Genomic DNA, 18,609 nt, shown 5'->3' on the forward strand with positions numbered 1-18,609 from the left:
CGAGTGTCCGGCGGGCGGCCCCGGTCTGTCCAACGCCCGCCGACGTGCCGTCAGAGGCCGTACCGTTCGATGACCTCCTCGTGCCGGGCGGTCTGCGCACCGGCCGCCTTGGCCAGCTCCAGCCAGGCCAGCGGGTGCGTCCAGCCCGCCGTCAACTCGGCCACCAGGGCGTCCGCCTGGGCGGCCGAGGCGGTCGGCGGCACGCCGAGGGCGGCGTAGATGCCGGGCAGGCCCTCGCCCTCCTCGGGCCCGGTCGGGTCCAGGATCCGGTACTGCTGACCGCTGTACGCCCAGATCCCGTAGCCGTGCCCGCCCAGCGTGTCGCGCAGCTGGTCCCAGCGCTGCGGGCCCGGCCAGGCGCCGTCCAGGAAGTAGGTGGTGTACCCGGCCGGGTCGAGCAGCGTCAGCAGCTCGAAGGCGGGCCGCCAGCGCTGTTTCTCCGCCTCCGGGGCGCCCTCGGCCGGGGCCGGCTCCAGCAGCGCCGGGCTGAAGACCACCAGGTCGCGGTGGTTGAGCGGGACGTCCTCGCCGAGCACCGGCAGGATCCGCGCGGTGGCCGGCCCGGTGCGCAGCGCCGGCACGTCGCTCTGCCCGCCGTCGGACCGGCGGGCCCGGACGGTGATGTACTGCCACTCCTCGTCCACCGGGCCGTCCGGCCGGTCGAACTCGATGCCCAGCCGGGCGCCGGTGGACCGCACCACCGCCCAGTCCCGGTTGGCGCTGGCCACCGTGATCAGGTGCCACAGGTCCGGGACCTGCACGGTGCGGTACTGCTCCTCGGGCCCGGCCTGCTCGGGCGCCGGCGCGTGCTCCAGCAGCTCCTGGTAGAGCCGCTGGGCGGTCGGGTAGTCGCCCAGCTCGGTGGCCGCGGCGGCGGCCAGCCGGCGCGGGTTGATCCGGTCCGGGTCGAGCACCAGCAGTGCCTCGACCTGCTCGACGGCCTCGGCCCAGCGGCTCTCGGCCAGCGCCCAGCGGGCCCGGATCCAGTGCGCGCCCGCCGGGTCGGCCGGGGCCACCCGCTCGGCCAGCCGGGCCAGCTGCTCGCCGTCCCGGGCCTCGACCAGCACCGAGCAGAGCATGCCGACCAGGCCCTGGTGGCCCGGGTCCTGCTCCAGCCGTCCCCAGAGCAGGGCGGCGGCGGCCTGCTCGTGCCCGAGCGAGGCGAACAGGCCGGCCAGCGCGAGCAGCAGGTCGGTCGCGCCGGGCGCCGGGCCGGCTCCGGCAGCGGGGCCGGCCGCCCCCTCGACGGGGGCCGACTCGGCGGCCTCTCCCTCCGCGGCGGCCGACTCGGCGGCCTCCCCCTCCGCGGCGGCCAGCTCGTGCCAGCCGGCCGCGAGCAGCTCCAGCTCGGCCTCCGGGTCGGCCTGCTCCGGCGGCCGTGCGCCCAGGTGGGCCAGCAGTTCGGCGGCCGGGACCGGCAGCCGGGGCACCGGCAGCGCCCGGGCGGCGGCGGCCAGCTCGGCCACCTGGCCGGCCACCGCCTCGGTGCGGCGCAGCAGCGCCAGCTTGCGCTCGGCGGTGGCCAGCAGCGCCAGCGCCACCTCCCGGGCACCGCGCGCCACCGCCAGCCGACCGGCCGTCAGCGCCAGGTCCAGGCAGGGCCGGTGCGAGCCGGCCGCGTCCAGGTAGGAGACCCAGTGCGCCAGCCGTACGCCCAGCCGGGCGTCGTTCGGGTACCGGCCGGCGGCCACCAGCAGCGCCACCGCCTCGGTCCAGCGGTGCCGCACGTCCGGGAACTCGTCCGCCTCGGCGCCCTCGGGCAGCTGCTCCAGCGCCTCGTCGTAGCGCCCCAGGGCCGCCAGCAGCCGGGCCCGGATCACCCCGCCTTTGCGCCGGTCGTCCTCGTCCAGCTGGTGCCCGGCCTTGGTGTACGCCTGCTCGGCGGCGGCCAGCGCCGCCAGCGCCTCCTCCAGCCGGCCCAGCCGGTAGAGCGCCGAGCAGCGGGCGTGGCCGAAGGAGAGCGAGACGCTCTCCCCGGCCGCCTGGATCCGGGTCTTGGCCCGGTCCAGGTGGGCCAGCGCCTCGCCGGGGCGCCCGTCGTCCTCCAGCGTGTCGGCGTACTCCCGGGACAGGCAGTCGAAGCAGGCCCGGGACGGCTCGACCCGCTCCAGCGTCTCCTCCAGCACCGCGAGCCGCTCCGGCACGTAGCCGGGGCCGTCGATGTTGGCGTGGCAGATGGTGAAGTCCTGCACCGCGCAGACCGACTGCGGGCAGCCGGCGGTCTCCTCGCGGTGCGCGAACTCCAGCAGCGAGACCGCCTCGGTCATCGCCTGCTCGCCCTGGTGACGCTTGTTCAGCAGGTTCTGCAGGCGCCAGTGCCGCAGGAACACCTCCACCCAGGGCAGGCCGAGCGCCCGGGCCGAGGCCACCGCCTCCGGGTAGAGCGCGTCCAACTGCTCGTTGCGCCCGTCCACCGCGTGCCCGGCGATCTCCACCAGGGCGGTGGCCAGCCGGTGCTGACCGGCCGCCACCAGCTGGCCGTGGGTGTCGTAGACCCAGCCCCAGACGTCCGTGCTCATCCGCGCTCCTCCCCGGCCCCGTCCTGGTCGAACAGCATGCCCAGCTCCACCGACAGCGGCCCGGCCGGTGCGGTCAGCGCCGCCACCGCGGTGCCCACCCCGGCCAGCGCGGCGGTCAGGTCCCCGGTCCCCTGGTCGGTCCCGGCCGCCGCCATGATCACCTTCAGCGAGCGGAGCAGCCCGGCGGCGGTGGCCGCGCCGGTGTGCCCGGCCCGGTAGGCGCCGAGCAGGTCCCGCACGGCCGGCGAGGCGGTGTTCAGGTACAGCCGCGCCTTGACGCTGCCGTCGGTGCGCGCGGTGAAGGCGCGGGCCAGCCGCAGCGCGGCCGACGGGATCCGGGCGTCCGCCTGGTCGTCCTCGATCCGGGCCTTGAGCTCGGCCTCCCGGTCCGGGACCAGCACCAGCGGCAGCCCGGGCGGGTCGAACCTGGCCGGCACCAGCTGCTCGCCCGGCTCGGCCAGCGCGGCGGCCAGCCAGCCGACCTCCTCGGCAGGCAGCGGCTGCTCCGGCTCGCGGAACAGCTCGCGGTTGCCGCTCTCGCTGCCCAGCTCGACGATCCGGCAGCCGCGCAGCTGGGCGTAGCGGCGCAGGAACGGCAGCACCGCGTAGCGGTCGCCGCGGGCGATCGGCACCCGCATCGCGCGGTAGAGCATCTCCTCGAAGCCGCCGCCGGAGCCGAGCGCGACGTGCACCGCGCCGTCCCCGGCCGCGCGCAGCGCACCCGCCGTCAGTTCGCCCTGGGAGCTGGGCACCGGGACGTCGTCGGCGAGCAGGGTGAACAGCCGCTCGTCGCAGAGCGCGGCGCCCAGCAGGTCCTGGCCGTGCCGGGTCAGGATCCGGCGCCAGGCGGCCGGGTGCAGCCGGGCGGTCTCGTACAGGCCGTCCACCACGGCGTCGGCCAGCGCCCGCTGCAGCGCCCGGTAGTGCTCGTCGCGCTGCAGGTCCTCGCGGCTGGCGGTGGGGGTGAGCCGGTTGGACTCGATCACCCCGCCGACGAAGCCGGCCCAGCTGGGCAGCAGATCGCGGGCGTCCTCGCTGAGCAGCATGCCGCGCAGGTAGACCGACAGGTCCCGGTTGTCGGAGCTGCCGTAGCTGCCGCCGTCCTGCACCCAGAGCAGGCCGACCGCGTCGGTGGCCCCCTCGGCGGGCTCGAACGGGAAGGCCGTCAGCGGTTCGAAGCGGCGCCCGAAGGTGGCGGCGAACTCCATCCGGGCGGCGTGCCCGCGGGCCGGGCCGGGCTCCTCGCGCCAGGGCACCGGGATGTCGTTGACCGGGCGCGCGTCCTCGCCGACGAAGACCGGGATCGGCAGCAGCACGCAGTACCGGGCCAGCACCTCGCGCAGCGCGCCCTCGTCGGCCAGGTGCGCGTGCTCGGCCTTGAGCGCCAGCTCGACCACGGTGCCCGGCTCGGGGCGCGGCGCCACCGGCTCGACGGTGTACTGCTCGCCGCCGCGGCTGCGGTAGCGGTGGCCCAGGCCCGGCTCGCGGTGCGAGGTGGTGGTGACGGTGACCTGGTCGGCCACCGAGAAGGCGGACAGGAAGCCGAGGCCGAAGGCGCCGATCAGCTCCTCGTTGCCGGTCAGGTCGCGCAGCAGCCGGGTGTAGCCGGTGCCCACGGTGGCCAGGTAGGCGTGGATCTCGGGCTCGGTCAGGCCGGCCCCGGTGTCCTCGATCGCCACCGTCCGGGCCGCCTGGTCGGCGCGCACGGTGATCCGGGGACGCGCGGTGGTGTGCGGATCCTCCAGCCGGCGCCGGGTGTGCGAGTCATGGGCGTTCTGCACGAGCTCGCGCAGCGCGACCAGCGGGGTGGAATAGAGGTGGGTGGCGAGGACGCTGACCAGACCGCCCAGGTCGACCTCGGTACTGCGCAGGTTCTCCTGACCTTCAGACATGGTGCCCCAGTCTGCCAGTCTGACAATCGACGGACCACCACTTATCGGCGCCGTCCCGGTCGGTGGACCAAACCTTTTCCGGTGGATTTCCTGCGGTAATAACCCCATTGAGCTAATCGGGGCCGAATTGCTGGCTGCGGCAGGGCGGGCCGGGTGATCCTGACGGAGCGACGTCAGTCACCGACGCGATCCGGGGCGGCCACCCCGGCAGCGTCAACTCGCAGCAGTACCAGCACTTCCAGGAGTCATCGTGTCCCGTACCCGTGCCCTCACCGCGATCACCGCGCTCGGCGCCTTCCTCGTCCTCGGCATCGGCAGCGCCCAGGCCGACAACGGCTCCGGCGCCTCCAACAACTCGAACGCCGGCGTGGTCAGCAACTGGGGCTCCGGAAACGTGGTCGGCAGCGTGACCGGCAACAACAACGCCGCCCAGCAGGTGGCCACCGGTGCCGGCGGCAGCAACCAGAACAACTCCGCCCTGGTGGCCGGGAACTCCGGCAACATCGGCGCCCTGCAGGGCAACCTCGGCTACCTCCACGCGGTGCACGGCGTGCCCGCCGGCGAGTGACCAGCGCGTGCTGACGCTGCGGGGCGGGCCCGGCCGGGTCCGCCCCGCAGCGTCAGTCCCGTCCACCCCCTCGGCGTCAGCCGGACCCGAGGCCGAGCGCGGCGCGGGCCAGCGGGCCCAGTGCGGGCTCCAGTCGGCCGCTCTGCCGCTGCTCGGGGCGGCGCACCCCGTCGTTCACCACGGCGAACATCGCGTGCACCCGCACCCGCGCCTCGGGCTTGTCGTACTCCGGGTGCAGGCGCTGCAACAACTCCACCCAGATCCGCAGGAAGTCGCGCCGGAAGTCCAGCGCCGCCTTGCGGTCCGGCTCGGCCAGCCGCTCGGTCTCGCTGACCATGGCCCCCAGGTAGTGGTGGTGCCGGCGGGCGAATTCCAGGTAGGCGTCCAGCCCCTGGCGCAGGGCGGCGGCCGGCTCGCCCGGCACCGCGAGCACCTCGGCCACCTCGTGCCAGAGCCGCTCCCGGCAGCGGACCAGGGCGGCGGCCAGCAGGTCGGCCTTGGTCGGGAAGTGCTTGTAGAGGCTGGGCCCGGCGATGCCGACCGCCGCACCGAGCCGGTCGGTGCTGACGTTGTCGAAGCCGTGCTCGTCGAACAGCCGGACCGCCGCGGCCAGCAGTTCCTCGCGCCGCCCGGCCAGGGCCGCCGGTCGGGCCGAAGCCGCGCCCGCACCCGTTCCTGACGGCGCGTCAAGCTCGGTCTCCAGCAGGTCGAGCAACAGCTGTACCAAGAGCCGCCGGGGCGGCGCGAAGGTGTGGTACGACAGGCTGCCGGCCGCCGACAGGGCCGCCCAGACCGCCGACTCGGCCTGCGCCGGGGCCAGTTCGGGCCGGGCCCGACCGAGCAGCTCAGCACCCGCACGGACCGTGGCGCGCAGCGAGCGGCGCAGCTCGGCCCGCTGCGGCGCGGGCAGCAACCGGGCGTCGCGCTGCCACAGGGTGCCCAACTCCCGTCGCTCCAGCGCGACCTGGGCCAGCGCCTCGGCCAGCGGCCGGGCACCGCCCAGCCGCACAGCGGCAGGCGCCGCGACGGCGGGCGGCGCAGCGTCCGCGGCGGCCCGTGCGACCGCCGCCGCGAGCTCGGCCAGGCCGTCCCGCACCGCCTGGCGGAGCAGCTCCGGTTTGCCCCGGAAGTGCCGGTAGAGCGCGGGCGCGGTGATCCCGACGGCGGCGGCCACCTCGGCCATCGCCACCTGGTGGTAGCCGCGCCGGTGGAACTGCTCGGCAGCGGCCAGCAGGATCTGCCCGCGCCGCCCACGCGGCCGGCGGGCCGCTTCGGCGGCCGTGCGCTGCATCGGGCCACCTCCTCGCACCGGCTCGATCCCAGCTACCAATCATTCACATAAAGCCGCCGCAGGTCCACCGCCACGGGGCCGCTGTCCGTCGCAACCAGTGATCTTGCGACTGCGCGTGGGCTCTGGACAGCGAAGCTACTCGGGATTAACTTAGCCAGCGATCACCCTCTGCCCGAAGGGAGCGCCGCCGTGCGCCGGACTGTGTACAACGAGGACCACGAGGCGTTCCGCGCCACCATCCGGGACTTCATCGCCAAGGAGGTCGTCCCGGTCTACGAGAGCTGGGAGGCCGAGGGCCACCCGCCGCGCGCGTTCTACAACAAGCTCGGCGACCTGGGCGTCTTCGGCATCGAGGTGCCGGAGGAGTTCGGCGGCGCGGGCGAGAGCGGCTTCAAGTACCAGGCCGTGATCACCGAGGAGGTGGCCCGGGCCGGCGTCAGCTTCGGCTCCTCGGGCGTGCACACCGGCCTGGTGCTGCCCTACCTGCTGGAGTACGCCAACGAGGAGCAGAAGCAGCGCTGGCTGCCGAAGTTCGTCACCGGCGAGATGATGACCGCGATCGCCATGACCGAGCCGGGCACCGGCTCCGACCTGGCCGGCATCACCAGCACCGCCAAGCTCTCCGCCGACGGCACCCACTACGTGCTCAACGGCGCCAAGACCTTCATCACCGGCGGCGCGCTGGCCGACATGGTGCTGGTGGTCTGCCGCACCAGCCCGTACGACCCGGCCAACCGCCGCGCGGGCCTGTCGATCCTCTGCGTGGACACCACGCTGGAGGGCTACTCGGTCGGCCGCAAGCTGCACAAGATCGGCCTGCGCACCTCGGACACCGCCGAGCTCTCCTTCGTGGACGTCAAGGTCCCGGTCGAGGACCTGCTCGGCGAGGAGGGCAAGGCGTTCAGCTACCTGACCCACAACCTGGTGCAGGAGCGCCTGGCAATCGCGGTCGGCGGCTACGCGGCGGCCGCGGCGGCGGTCAACTTCGCGCTGCAGTACGTCAAGGACCGCAAGGTCTTCGGCCTGGCGGTGGCCGACTTCCAGAACACCAAGTTCGTGCTGGCCGACTGCAAGTCCCAGGTCACCGCGATGCAGGCGTTCGTGGACCAGGCCCTGGAGCTCTACCAGACCGGCGACCTGTCGGTGGCCGACGCCGCCGAGGCGAAGCTCTTCTGCACCGAGGCCGCCTCCGTGGTGATCGACAAGTGCCTCCAGCTGCACGGCGGTTACGGCTACATCCTGGAGTACCCGATCGCCCGCCTCTACACCGACAACCGGGTCTTCCGGATCTACGGCGGCACCAGCGAGGTCATGAAGACCATCATCGCCAAGTCGATGGGCATGTAACCGGCTCCCCTCCCCGGGGACCGCCCCCACGCTCGTCCGGTCCCCTCCGGCGGCGGGCCGCCGACACCAACGGCCCGCCGCCGTCCCCCGTTTCCGGGCTCCACCAGGACCGAGGACGCGCCGATGACCACCCCGCCCAGCAGCTCGCTCGCCGTCGTCGCCCGGGTGCAGGCCGCCCTCGCGGCCCCGGGCACCCCGTTCCACGCCGTCGACACCCCGCTGGGCCGCCGCTACACCGCCGGCCCCGCCGTACTGCGGGACTTCCTGGCCACCACCCTGGCCCACGGCGACCGCCCCTACCTGCGGTTGGACGGCGCCGGGTACAGCTACGCCGAGCACCACGCGGCCGCGGCCGCGCTGGCCCACCGCTGGCTGGACGAGTACGGGCTGCGCCCCGGCGACCGGGTGGCGATCGCGATGCGCAACCTGCCGCAGTGGCAGGTGGTGTTCTGGGCCGCCCAGCTGGCCGGACTGATCGCGGTGCCGCTGAACGGCTGGTGGCAGGCCGCGGAGCTGGCCCAGGCGCTGGACGACTGCACCCCCGCGCTGCTGGTCACCGACCCGGAGCGGACCGAGCGGGTGCTCCCCTGGCTGGACGCGCAGGCCGAGCGACCCTGGCTGCTCACCGTCGGCGTGTCGGGCCCGGTGACCCGGGAGCGGACCGAGCGGTTCGAGGAACTGCCGCCGCCGGCCCCGGGCACCCCCGCCCCCGAGGTGCTGATCCGCCCCGAGGACGACGCGACCATCATGTACACCTCGGGCACCACCGGTCGGCCCAAGGGCGTGGTGGCCACCCAGGCCGCCTGGTGCGCGGCCACCCTCTCCCCGCGGTTCTTCGCCGCCACCTCCGCGCTCACCGCGGGCCGGGACCTCAGCCAGGCCAAGCCGCAGACGGTGCTGCTGACCTTCCCCTTCTTCCACGTGGCCGCCTTCACCACGCTCTTCCCGCTGATGGCGGCGGGCGGCAGCGCGGTGCTGCTGCGCAAGTGGGACCCGGCGCTGGCCCTGGAGCTGATCGCCGAGCACCGGATCACCACCTACTCCGGGGTGCCGGCCACCGCGCTGGGCCTGCTGGACGCGGCCGACGCCGCCGGGCCGGCCGCGCTCGGCAGCCTCACCACGGTGAACACCGGCGGCGCGGCCGCCCCGCCCGAGCTGGCCCGGCGGATCGCCCGCCGCTTCGACGGCCGGGTCGAGGCCCGCAACGGCTACGGCCTCACCGAGACCTGCGGCGGGGTGATCGCCAACGTCGGCGCGCGCTACCTGGAGCACCCGGACAGCATCGGCCGCCCCTCCCCCGGGATCGCGGTGCGGATCGCCGACCCGGAGGGCCGGGCGCTGCCCGAGGGCGCGGTGGGCGAGCTCTGGCTGCGCGGCCAGGCGGTCTTCCGCGGCTACTGGAACCAGCCCGAGGCCACCGCGGCCGCCTTCGGCCCGCAGCACTGGTTCCGCACCGGCGACCTGGCCCGGGTGCACGAGGGCGAGGTCTACGTGGTCGACCGGATCAAGGACCTGGTGATCCGCGGCGGCGAGAACGTCTTCTGCGTCGAGGTCGAGGGCGTGCTGCACGAGCACCCGGCGGTCCTGGACGCCGCGGTGCTGGGCGTGCCGCACCCACAGCTGGGCGAGGAGGTGGCGGCGGTGGTCCGGCTGCGCCCGGGCGCCACGGCCGACGCCGAGCAGCTGCGCGCCCACGTGGCGAGCCGGCTGGCCGCCTTCAAGGTGCCCGCCCACGTGGTCTTCCGCGCCGACGACCTGCCGCGCAACCCGACCGGCAAGATCCTCAAGGCCGAGCTGCGGGCCGCCCTGCAGGCCGAGCTGGGCTGAGCCGGTCCGTCAGTTGGCCGGCGCGCTGCTGCGCCAGGCGTCCAGGCCGGCCTGCGAGGCCGCCTTGGCCTGGGCCAGCGTCCGGGCGGCCCGCTCGCCGGGGGCCGTCTCCAGCCGACGCACCCAGCTGCGGCCCGCGGTCACCAGCGCCGCACCCACCAGCGCCGTGCCCAGCAGCCCGGCGGCCGCACCGACGCCGCCGAGCACCAGCCCCGCCGCGAGCATCTTGCGGTTGACCTCGAACCCGCCGAAGAACTTCATCTCAGTAACCATGCCGCCACCCTGCGCCACGCCCGACCCCGGCGCACCCGGACAGGTCCGACCGGGTGCCGTCGCGGCGGCCGCCGCGCGGCGGTGCACATTTCGCAACGAACATCCCGAATCGGTCTCGCCAGGCCCGGGCACACCCGGGCGAAACCGCATGAAGGCCGCAGCGCCACTCCGTTTTTGACCACGGTTTCCAGACCGGTGTATACGATGCCTGACGTAGCCAGGCATACTGGCGGTGTCGGGCGGCCCGCCCGGCTCCTCACACGGCTAGAAATCCGAAGGGACCGGTGGTCAGGGATGTTCCGCAACGGTCTGGAGCCCTGGCACCTCCTGGTGGTGCTGGCTGTTCTCATCCTGCTGTTCGGCTCGAAGAAGCTCCCGGAGATGGCGCGCGGCCTCGGTAAGTCGATGCGCATCCTGAAGGCCGAGACCAAGGCCATGCGTGAGGACGACGCGCCGGCCGACAACATCAAGGCGCAGTCCACCGCCACCGAGCAGGCGCGCCCGGCCGTCGAGCCGATCACCGTGACCAAGGTCGAGGACGTCACCAAGCCACAGGCCAGCTGAGGCCCACCCGGCCCGCCGCAGCCGCGCAAGCGGATGCGAGCTGCCGACCCGAGCCCCTGACACACCGTCGCCGCACGGAGTGTCAGGGGCTTCGTCATGCCCGGTGCTCGGTGGTGCGCGGGGCTTGGTAGTGCCCGGCGCCCGGTGGTGCCCGGGGGCCACGCCGAGACGCACGGGGGCGCGTTCTGCGCCTCCTGCGGCCACAAGCTGGCCGACCCCGGGGCCTGCCGCTCCTGCGAGCAGCCGGTGCCCGAGGGGGCGGCGTTCTGTCCCACCTGCGGGAACCGGCAGTAGCGCCGGCCGACCCGCCTGCCCACCCGGTGCGGGCGGGTCGGCGGGTCAGTTCCCGTTGTCCCCGCCGTCGTCGGCGTTCAGCGTGGCCAGCACGGTGCTGAGCTGGTGCTGCCAGGAGTTGGCCTGCGCCTGGTCGAGGGCGTGCTTCTTGGCGGCGTCGTGGACCTGGCGCTGGGCGGACTTGAGCGCGTCCACGGCGTCCTGCGGCTGCTGCTGGCCGAGCGCCACCAGTGCCACGTCCAGCGTCTTGGCCAGCGCCACCTGGCGGTCCCGGGGCAGCGTCGACTGGTTGACCTCGGCGCGCAGCGCGGCGATCGCAGCGCCGGGGGTGCCGGGGCTGGGCCGGGTACTGCTCGGCGAGGCAGCGGCCGTGGTCGGGCCGGTCGTGGCGGCGGGGGCGGCGGTCGGGGCCGGCTGGGCCGGGGCAGACTGCCCGGCCTGTCCGGCCTGCGGGTGCCGGGCGGCGTTGCCGGAGTTCCCCGCGTAGGCGAGCACCCCGATCACCGCGGCCACCGCCAGCCCGGCGCCGCCCAGCAGCAGCCCCAGCCCGCGCCGGGGCCGGCGCGGGCGCTCCCCGTCCTGGTACTCCTTGCCGGGCAGCGCGGCCAGCAGCGAGGTGGCGGCGGGCCCGGCCGGCGCGGTCGGGGGCAGCAGCGTGGTGTGCTGCGAGTCGCCGGCCATCGCGAGCAGCTCCGAGGTGCGGTCCACCGAGCCGGGCACCGGCACCGCGGCCAGCAGCTCGGCCCGGGCCGCGGCGGCCGAGTCCGGCCGGTCCTGCGGGCGCTTGGCCAGCAGCCTGGCCACCGCGAGGTCCAGCGCCGCCGGCACCTCGGGCCGGCGGCGGCTGACCGGCGCGGGCTCCTCGGTGACCTGCATGAAGGCGATCGCCACCGGGGTGTCGGCGGTGAACGGCGGCTCGCCGGTGAGCATCTCGGTCAGCACGCAGCCCAGCGCGTACAGGTCGGCCCGCCCGTCCACCTCGGCGGCGGTGGCCTGCTCGGGCGACAGGTAGGCCGCGGTGCCGAGCACGGTGGCGGTCTGGGTCAGCTGCTGGCCCGAGGCCGAGGCCCGGGCGATGCCGAAGTCCACCACCTTCACGCCGCCGTCGTCGGTGATCATGACGTTGCCCGGCTTGATGTCGCGGTGCACCAGTCCGGCGGCGTGCGCCACCGCGAGCGCCTCGCAGACCGCCGCGGCGATGCCGACCGCGCGCTCCACCGGCATCGGCCCGCTCTGGGCCAGCAGCGAGCTCAGCGAGCGGCCGCGGATCAGCTCCATCACGATGTACGGCGAGCCCTGGTCCATCCCGGAGTCGAAGACCATGGCGATCCGCGGGTGCACCAGCATCGCCGCATGCTGGGCCTCGCGGCCGAACCGCTCGGCGAACCGCGGGTCCTCGGCCAGGCCGCCGTTGAGGACCTTGACCGCGACCTCGCGCCCGAGCACCCGGTCGACCCCGTGGTACACGGTGGCCATGCCGCCCGCGCCGAGGGTGCCGACCAGCTCGTAGCGGCCGTTCAGCGCTCTACCGATCACCTGGTCCCGCTCCTCACCTTGTCGGCCCGCACTCACCGTGGGGGCCCGCGCACCCGCGCCATGATCCGGCATCCCCGTACCCCGGGCACAGTCGGGTGCCTGCTAGCGTGCCGGCAGCCGCCGCACCGCCCCTCAGGAGCGTGACGATGAACTCCGCCGCACCGGTTCCGTCCGGCCCGCTGCTCGAAGCCGAGGCGGTCGACGTGGTGCGGGACGGACGGTACCTGCTGCGCGGTGTCTCGCTGCGGATCGAGCCCGGCGAGCACTGGGCGCTGCTGGGGGCCAACGGGGCCGGCAAGAGCACCCTGCTGGCCTTGCTCGGCGCGCTGTCCCACCCCACCCACGGCACGGTGCGGGTGCTCGGCCGCCGGCTCGGCCGGGTGGACATCCGCGAGCTGCGCGCGCACCTGGGCCACGTGAACCCCCGGCACCCGCTGCACTCGCCGCTGACGGTGCGCCAGGTGGTGCTCACCGGGCTGACCAACAGCATCGAGCCAGACCCCTTCCGCCACCCGACGCCCGACCAGGTGGCGCACGCCGAGCAGCTGATCGCCACCCTCGGCATCAGCCGCCGGATCGACGCCGCCTGGCCGACGCTCTCCCAGGGCGAACGCGGGCGCACCCTGATCGCCCGGGCCCTGATGCCCCGTCCGCGCCTGCTGCTGCTCGACGAGCCGGCCACCGGCCTGGACCTGACCGCCCGCGAGCAGTTGCTGGCCGGCCTCGACGAGCTGCGCCGGGACCACCCCGAGCTGGCCAGCGTGCTGGTCACCCACCACCTGGAGGAGCTGCCCGGCTCCACCACGCACGCGCTGCTGCTGCGCGACGGCGAGTGCGTGGCGCGCGGGCCGGTGGCCGAGACGCTGACCACCGAGCTGATCAGCTCCTGCTTCGCGCACCCGGTCCGGATCACCCGGGAGGACGGGCGCTGGGCCGCCCGGGCGGCCGTACCGCGCTGACACCTGCGGGTGGTTCCGGTGCCACTTGCCGCGCGGTGTCTGGGCAAGTCCTCGACCCGGCAGTAACTTACCGGCCAGTCAACGGCGCACCCCCACCGCGCCGTCCGCGTTCCCGTGCACCTCCCACCCCCACCCGGAGGACAGCCATGCCCGGAACCACCCCTGCCCGCTCCCGGTTCGCCGCCGCGGCCGCCGGCTGCGCACTGCTCGCCACCGCCCTGACCACCGCGGCCGCCACCCCTGCCGCCGCCACCACCCCCGACCCGGTCGCCGCCGCCCAGGCGCTGGCCGCCCCGCTGGTGCCCGGGGCCAACGACTGGAACTGCCGCCCGGGCGCGGCGCACCCGCGCCCGGTGGTGCTGGTGCACGGCACCTTCGCCAACGGCTCGGTCAACTGGCTCACCACCGCCCCCGTGCTGGCCGCCGAGGGGTACTGCGTCTTCGTCCTGACCTACGGCGAGCAGCCCGGCGTCCCGGTGCTGCGCGCGATCGCCCCGGTGGCCGACTCGGCCCGGCAGCTGTCCGTCTTCGTCGACGGGGTGCTGGCCGCCACCGGCGCGGGCCAGGTGGACATCGTCGGCCACAGCCAGGGCGGCATGATGCCGCGCTACTACCTCAAGTTCGACGGCGGCGCGGCCAAGGTGCACACCCTGGTCGGGGTGGCCCCGAGCAACCACGGCACCACCCTGGACGGCCTGGCCACGCTGGCCCAGTCGTACCCGGGGGCGCTCGACCTGGTCGGCAGCGCGTGCCCCGCCTGCGCCGACCAGGTGGCCGGCTCCGACACCATGAACCGGCTCAACGCGGGCGGCGACACCGTGCCGGGGGTCTCCTACACGGTGATCGCCACCCGGTTCGACGAGGTGGTCACCCCGTACCGGTCGCAGTTCCTGTCCGGGCCGGACGTGCACAACGTGGTGGTCCAAGACCTGTGCCCGGCCAACGTGCCGGACCACGTGCTGGTGGCCGTGGACCCGGTGGTGCGGCACGAGATCCGGCACGCGCTGGACCCGGCGCACGTCGGCGAGGCGGACTGCTGGGCCAACCTGACGGGGTGACAGCTGCCACCGGTGGCCGCCCCGCGCGGCCACCGGTGCACCGCTCAGCCGAAGAGCCGGCCGAACTCCTGGTGGAAGTCCGGGAAGGTCTTGCCGACGCAGGCCGGGTCGTCCAGCTCGATCCCCGGGACGCGCAGGCCCAGCACCGAGAAGGCCATCGCGATCCGGTGGTCGCGGTGGCAGCGCACCAGCCCGGGCCGGACCGGGCCCGGCGTGACGGTCAGCCAGTCCGGCCCGTCCGCCACCTCGACCCCGAGCCGGCGCAGGTTCTGGGCCGTCGCGGCGATCCGGTCGGACTCCTTGAACCGGGTGTGCCCGATGCCGCGCACCGTGATCGGGGCGTCGGCCAGCGGGGCGATCGCGGCCAGCGTCATGAAGGTGTCCGAGATATCGCCCATGTCCACCTCGAAGCCGCCGCGCAGCTGCCCGGCCCCGGTCACCGTGGTGGCCTCGGCCCCGATCTCCACCTCGGCCCCGGCCGTCCGCAGCACCTCGACGAAGCGCAGGTCGCCCTGCAGGCCGGCGCTGCCGAGCCCGGGCACGGTGACCGAGCGGCCGGTCACCGCCGCGGCCGCGAAGACGTAGGAGGCGGTCGAGGCGTCCGGCTCGATCCGCAGGTCGCAGGCCCGGTAGCCGCCGGGGCCGGCCTGGATCAGACCGTCCGGACCGACGGCGACCTGTCCGCCGAACGTGCGCATCAGCGCCACCGTCAGGTCGATGTACGGCTTGGAGACCAGGCCCGGGGCGTGCACGCTGAGCCGGCGCTCCATCAGCGGCGCGGCCAGCAGCAGACCGGTCAGGTACTGGCTGCTGGTCGTGGAGTCCACCACCAGCTGGCCGCCGCGCAGTCCGCGGGTGCGCACCCGCAGCGGCAGCCCGCCGCCCTCGGCCGTCAGCACCTGGGCGCCGAGCAGCTCGAGCGCCGCGGTCAGCGGGCCGAGCGGACGGGCCCGCAGCTGCTCGGAGCCGTCGAAGGCGAACTCGCCGGAGCCGGCGGCAGCCAGCACCGGCAGGAACCGCGCGGCGGTGCCCGCGTCCGCGCACCAGACCTCGGCCCGCCCGCCCGGCCCGCGCCCGAGACCCCGCACCCGCCAGCCCTCGGGGTGCTCGGTGACCGCGACGCCCAGGGCGCGCAGACCGTCCCGGAAGGCCACGGTGTCCTCGCTGACCAGCGGCCGGGTGAGCAGGCTGGTGCCCTCGGCGGCCGCTGCGAGCAGCAGGGCGCGGTTGGTGATGCTCTTCGAACCGGGGATCTCGGCGAGCAGCGGCTGGGTGGTGGTCGTCATGGCGGCTCCTTGCTGGCGTGGGGCACGGAGAGCCGGGTGCGGCGGCCGGCGTCGATCACGCTAGCCGGTGCGACCACGAAGCGACGCGCGATATTCGCATACTGGAACGACGCCTGGTGACTCTCCGTCAGTACGACGGTCGTTCCCCGTCCTGGCACACTGCGAACCATGCACCTCCTGGTCACCGGCGGCGCCGGGTTCATCGGCAGCGCGTACGTGCGGCGGCTGCTCGGCGGCGCCGAGCCGGCCGGCGCCCGCCTGACCGCACTCACCGTGCTCGACAGCCTCAGCTACGCCGGGAACCGCGCCAACCTGGCCCCGGTCGCCGCCGATCCGCGGCTGCGCTTCGTGCACGGCTCGGTCACCGACGCCGCGCTGCTGGCCGAGCTGCTGCCAGGGGTGGACGCGGTCGTCCACCTGGCCGCCGAGACCCACGTGGACCGCTCGATCACCGGCGCCGCCCCGTTCGTCACCACCAACGTGCTGGGCACCCAGACCCTGCTCCAGGCCGCCCTGGAGACCGGCCTGCCGCGCCTCCTGCAGGTCTCCACCGACGAGGTCTACGGCTCGATCGCGCAGGGCAGTTGGCGCGAGGACGCGCCGCTGGACCCGAACTCCCCCTACGCCGCGAGCAAGGCCGCCGCCGACCTGCTGGCGCTGGCCTACGCCCGCACCCACGGTTTGAACCTGACCATCACCCGGTGCGGCAACAACTACGGCCCGTACCAGTACCCCGAGAAGGTCGTCCCGCTGTTCGTCACCAACCTGCTGCGCGGCCGCCAGGTCCCGCTCTACGGGGACGGGCTGAACGTGCGGGACTGGATCCACGTGGACGACCACTGCCGGGGCCTGCAGGTGGCACTGGACCACGGCGCACCCGGTGAGGTCTACCACATCGCCGGGACCACCGAACTGACCAACCGTCAGCTCACCGCCCGGCTGCTCGACCAGTGCGGCGCCGACTGGTCGGCGGTGCGCCCGGTGGCCGACCGCCCGGCGCACGACCGCCGCTACTCGCTCGACGACACCAAGCTGCGGGCGCTCGGCTACCGCCCCGAGGTGCCCTTCGAGGCCGGGCTGGCGGACACCGTGGCGTGGTACCGCGAGCACGAGCACTGGTGGCGTCCCCGAGTCGACTAAAATCCGCTGCATGACCAGCGCTTCGCTCGACGTGATCAGCTCCAAGTCCGACCCGGCCATCCAGCGGATCGCCGACGTCACCAAGCACTCGCGGGCCGTCGTGAAGACCGCGCTGATCGAGGACGCGGAGCCACTGGAGCAGTGCATCCGGGCCGGCCTGGAGTTCGCCGAGGTCTACGGGATCGACACCGCCGAGTTCCCGCCCTCGCTGCTCGCCGCCTGCCGCGAGCGCGGCATCGCGGTGCGGCTGATCGAGACCGCCCTGGTCAACCAGCTCTTCAAGACCGACAAGCGCCCCAAGCAGTTCGGCATCGCCAAGGTGCCGCGCCCGCGCACCTTCGCCGACCTGGCCGGCAGCACCGCCGACCTGATCGTGCTGGACGGCGTGAAGATCGTCGGCAACATCGGCGCCATCGTGCGCACCGCCTTCGCCCTCGGCGCGGCCGGCATCGTGCTGATCGACAGCGACCTGACCACGATCGCCGACCGCCGCCTGGTCCGGGCCAGCCGCGGCTACGTCTTCTCGCTGCCGATCGTGCTGACCTCCCGCGAGGAAGCACTGGCCCACTTCCGCACCGCCGGCCTGCGCCTGGTCTCCTTCGACGCCCACGGCACCCTGACCACCGCCGACCTGCGCACCCTCGACCAGCGCCTGGCCCTCCTCTTCGGCAGCGAGAAGACCGGCGCCTCCACCCCCTTCGAGTCCCTGGCCGCCGACACCGTCGCCATCCCCATCAACCCCGCCGCGGAGTCCCTCAACGTCTCCGTCGCCGCCGGCATCGCCCTCCACGAACGCCTGGCGCGGAACCTCCCGCAGCGCTGATCAACTCAGCCCCACCAACACACCGTCAGCGGGGCGACACACGACGAAGGCCCGGTCAGGATTCCTGACCGGGCCTTCGACTGGTGAGCCGCCTATGGGATTCGAACCCATGACCTACGCATTACGAGATCATCCGGGATCGTGTTGCGTGGTGCCGTCTGATGTCGTTCTTCCTGATCAGAGCACATGCGGCAGGTTGGGCCGGGTTATCTCGTACTGCACCGTCCCAAGGCATCCGTCCACCGGCTGTCCACCGGGCGCCCCGTGCCCCGATGTCGAAGGCAGGCCCGGGGAATTTGTAGCCTCTCCACAGCTCATTCGGAGGCGCAGTGGAGACGCCAGGCTCTGGCGAGTCGCCAGTACCATCCAGGTGCGCAGAATGCAGTAGTGCGCACCATCATCGCGAGAGGTAACCTATGAGCCATGAGTGTCACACATGAGCATCCGGTGGAAGCCACCACCACTGTGGGGCATCGCGGACGCATCATCCTCCCCGTGGCCATCCAGCGGGCCGCACACATGCAGGAGGGCGCGCGTGTCCACCTGCGTGTGCTCGAGCACGGAGGAGTGATCATCGAGACTACGGACGACATCAAGCGCCGACTGAAGTTCCGCCTGCCCGCCGGCACGGACCTCTCGGCCGACGACCGGGCCGAGGCCTACGAGGATCAGGAGCGCGACGCCGCGTGACCCACATCCTCGACGCCGGCGCAGTGCTCGCCTGGATGGCCGACGAGACCGGGGCCGATCAGGTGGAGAAGGTCCTCGACGGCTCCCTGCTGCCCACGGTATGCCTCACCGAGATCCTTCGCCGTGCGCAGGCGTACGGACACCCCAGTTCTCCCCGGCGCATGGCGGAGGACCTTGTCGGCACGGGACTCATCCTCGTGGAGGACCTCACCAGCGCCGACGCGGTCCGAGCCTCCGAGCTCCGCCACTTCTCGTACACCGCCCGCTCCCGCTGGACCGACGAAGATCTCCGCCACATCCGCACCGCCAAGCCAGGCACCCTGTCCACCGCCGATTCGCTGTGCATCGCCGTCGCCGAACGTCACGGTCTCCCAGTCCTGACCACCGACCGGGCCTGGTCGGTCATCGAGCACCTCATCGGCGGATTCACCGTCAAGACGACCTGCATCCGCTGAACACGGCCGAGTTGGCGGCGGGCGGTCAGCCGTTGCGCCATCGGCCTCCTGTGCGGCAGCGGCTGGAGCAAACGGCATGGTACGGCA

17 protein-coding genes are annotated in these 18,609 nt (G+C 74.1%); 11 read left to right on the forward strand and 6 right to left on the reverse strand.

Going from position 1 to position 18,609, the window contains the following annotated elements:
• Positions 1-50 precede the first annotated feature (50 nt).
• Positions 51-2,519: a hypothetical protein gene (locus C7C46_RS02640; RefSeq protein WP_110665168.1), complete on the reverse strand. Its 2,469-nt coding sequence runs from the start codon at positions 2,517-2,519 to the stop codon at positions 51-53.
• A complete protein-coding gene (locus C7C46_RS02645; protein WP_110665170.1) occupies positions 2,516-4,411 on the reverse strand; it encodes an ATP-binding protein in 1,896 nt (631 codons plus the stop codon). The genes C7C46_RS02640 and C7C46_RS02645 overlap by 4 nt, the downstream gene beginning before the upstream one ends.
• A gap of 250 nt (positions 4,412-4,661) precedes the next feature.
• Here C7C46_RS02645 and C7C46_RS02650 point away from each other — a divergent pair, with 250 nt between their 5' ends.
• A complete protein-coding gene (locus C7C46_RS02650; RefSeq protein ID WP_110665172.1) occupies positions 4,662-4,979 on the forward strand; it encodes a hypothetical protein in 318 nt (105 codons plus the stop codon).
• A 76-nt stretch (positions 4,980-5,055) separates the two neighbouring features.
• Here the strand turns inward: C7C46_RS02650 and C7C46_RS02655 are convergent, their stop codons facing one another.
• Entirely contained in the window at positions 5,056-6,270 is a 1,215-nt protein-coding gene (locus C7C46_RS02655) for a TetR/AcrR family transcriptional regulator (RefSeq protein ID WP_110665174.1), read from the reverse strand.
• Positions 6,271-6,459: 189 nt separating this feature from the next.
• Between C7C46_RS02655 and C7C46_RS02660 the strand changes: the two genes are divergently transcribed.
• Together C7C46_RS02660 and C7C46_RS02665 are read left to right on the forward strand one after the other, a co-directional pair.
• Positions 6,460-7,617: an acyl-CoA dehydrogenase family protein gene (locus C7C46_RS02660; protein WP_110665176.1), complete on the forward strand. Its 1,158-nt coding sequence runs from the start codon at positions 6,460-6,462 to the stop codon at positions 7,615-7,617.
• 123 nt (positions 7,618-7,740) lie between these two features.
• Positions 7,741-9,444, forward strand: coding sequence for a class I adenylate-forming enzyme family protein (locus C7C46_RS02665; protein ID WP_110665179.1), 1,704 nt, complete (start codon positions 7,741-7,743; stop codon positions 9,442-9,444).
• Between the two features lie 9 nt (positions 9,445-9,453).
• Here the strand turns inward: C7C46_RS02665 and C7C46_RS02670 are convergent, their stop codons facing one another.
• On the reverse strand, positions 9,454-9,717 hold the full coding sequence (locus tag C7C46_RS02670) for a hypothetical protein (RefSeq protein WP_146258969.1): 264 nt from the start codon (positions 9,715-9,717) through the stop codon (positions 9,454-9,456).
• Positions 9,718-10,011: 294 nt separating this feature from the next.
• Between C7C46_RS02670 and tatA the strand changes: the two genes are divergently transcribed.
• A complete protein-coding gene (gene tatA / locus C7C46_RS02675; RefSeq protein WP_110665183.1) occupies positions 10,012-10,281 on the forward strand; it encodes a Sec-independent protein translocase subunit TatA in 270 nt (89 codons plus the stop codon).
• Between the two features lie 96 nt (positions 10,282-10,377).
• Complete coding sequence (locus C7C46_RS02680; protein ID WP_110665185.1) at positions 10,378-10,575, forward strand: double zinc ribbon domain-containing protein; 198 nt, start codon at positions 10,378-10,380, stop codon at positions 10,573-10,575.
• Between the two features lie 45 nt (positions 10,576-10,620).
• On the opposite strand, the gene C7C46_RS02685 is transcribed toward C7C46_RS02680, so the two are convergent.
• A complete protein-coding gene (locus C7C46_RS02685) occupies positions 10,621-12,111 on the reverse strand; it encodes a protein kinase domain-containing protein (RefSeq protein WP_181442151.1) in 1,491 nt (496 codons plus the stop codon).
• 146 nt (positions 12,112-12,257) lie between these two features.
• Between C7C46_RS02685 and C7C46_RS02690 the strand changes: the two genes are divergently transcribed.
• Positions 12,258-13,070, forward strand: a complete 813-nt coding sequence (locus C7C46_RS02690) for an ABC transporter ATP-binding protein (protein WP_110665190.1) — start codon at positions 12,258-12,260, stop codon at positions 13,068-13,070.
• A gap of 146 nt (positions 13,071-13,216) precedes the next feature.
• Entirely contained in the window at positions 13,217-14,128 is a 912-nt protein-coding gene (locus tag C7C46_RS02695) for an esterase/lipase family protein (protein WP_110665192.1), read from the forward strand.
• A gap of 44 nt (positions 14,129-14,172) precedes the next feature.
• Here C7C46_RS02695 and aroA read toward each other — a convergent pair whose 3' ends face one another.
• Positions 14,173-15,414: a 3-phosphoshikimate 1-carboxyvinyltransferase gene (aroA, locus tag C7C46_RS02700; RefSeq protein ID WP_110665194.1), complete on the reverse strand. Its 1,242-nt coding sequence runs from the start codon at positions 15,412-15,414 to the stop codon at positions 14,173-14,175.
• Between the two features lie 168 nt (positions 15,415-15,582).
• Between aroA and rfbB the strand changes: the two genes are divergently transcribed.
• The 4 genes from rfbB (at position 15,583) to C7C46_RS02720 (ending at position 18,522) form a co-directional block, all read left to right on the forward strand.
• On the forward strand, positions 15,583-16,554 hold the full coding sequence (gene rfbB / locus C7C46_RS02705) for a dTDP-glucose 4,6-dehydratase (protein WP_110665196.1): 972 nt from the start codon (positions 15,583-15,585) through the stop codon (positions 16,552-16,554).
• Positions 16,555-16,564: 10 nt separating this feature from the next.
• On the forward strand, positions 16,565-17,377 hold the full coding sequence (gene nshR, locus C7C46_RS02710; RefSeq protein ID WP_110665198.1) for an NshR/TsnR family 23S rRNA methyltransferase: 813 nt from the start codon (positions 16,565-16,567) through the stop codon (positions 17,375-17,377).
• A gap of 423 nt (positions 17,378-17,800) precedes the next feature.
• On the forward strand, positions 17,801-18,067 hold the full coding sequence (locus tag C7C46_RS02715; protein ID WP_146258970.1) for an AbrB/MazE/SpoVT family DNA-binding domain-containing protein: 267 nt from the start codon (positions 17,801-17,803) through the stop codon (positions 18,065-18,067).
• Entirely contained in the window at positions 18,064-18,522 is a 459-nt protein-coding gene (locus C7C46_RS02720) for a PIN domain-containing protein (RefSeq protein WP_110665203.1), read from the forward strand. The genes C7C46_RS02715 and C7C46_RS02720 overlap by 4 nt, the downstream gene beginning before the upstream one ends.
• Positions 18,523-18,609: the final 87 nt, after the last annotated feature.

This window comes from Streptomyces tateyamensis (genome assembly GCF_003205575.1).
Taxonomy (GTDB): domain Bacteria; phylum Actinomycetota; class Actinomycetes; order Streptomycetales; family Streptomycetaceae; genus Kitasatospora; species Kitasatospora tateyamensis.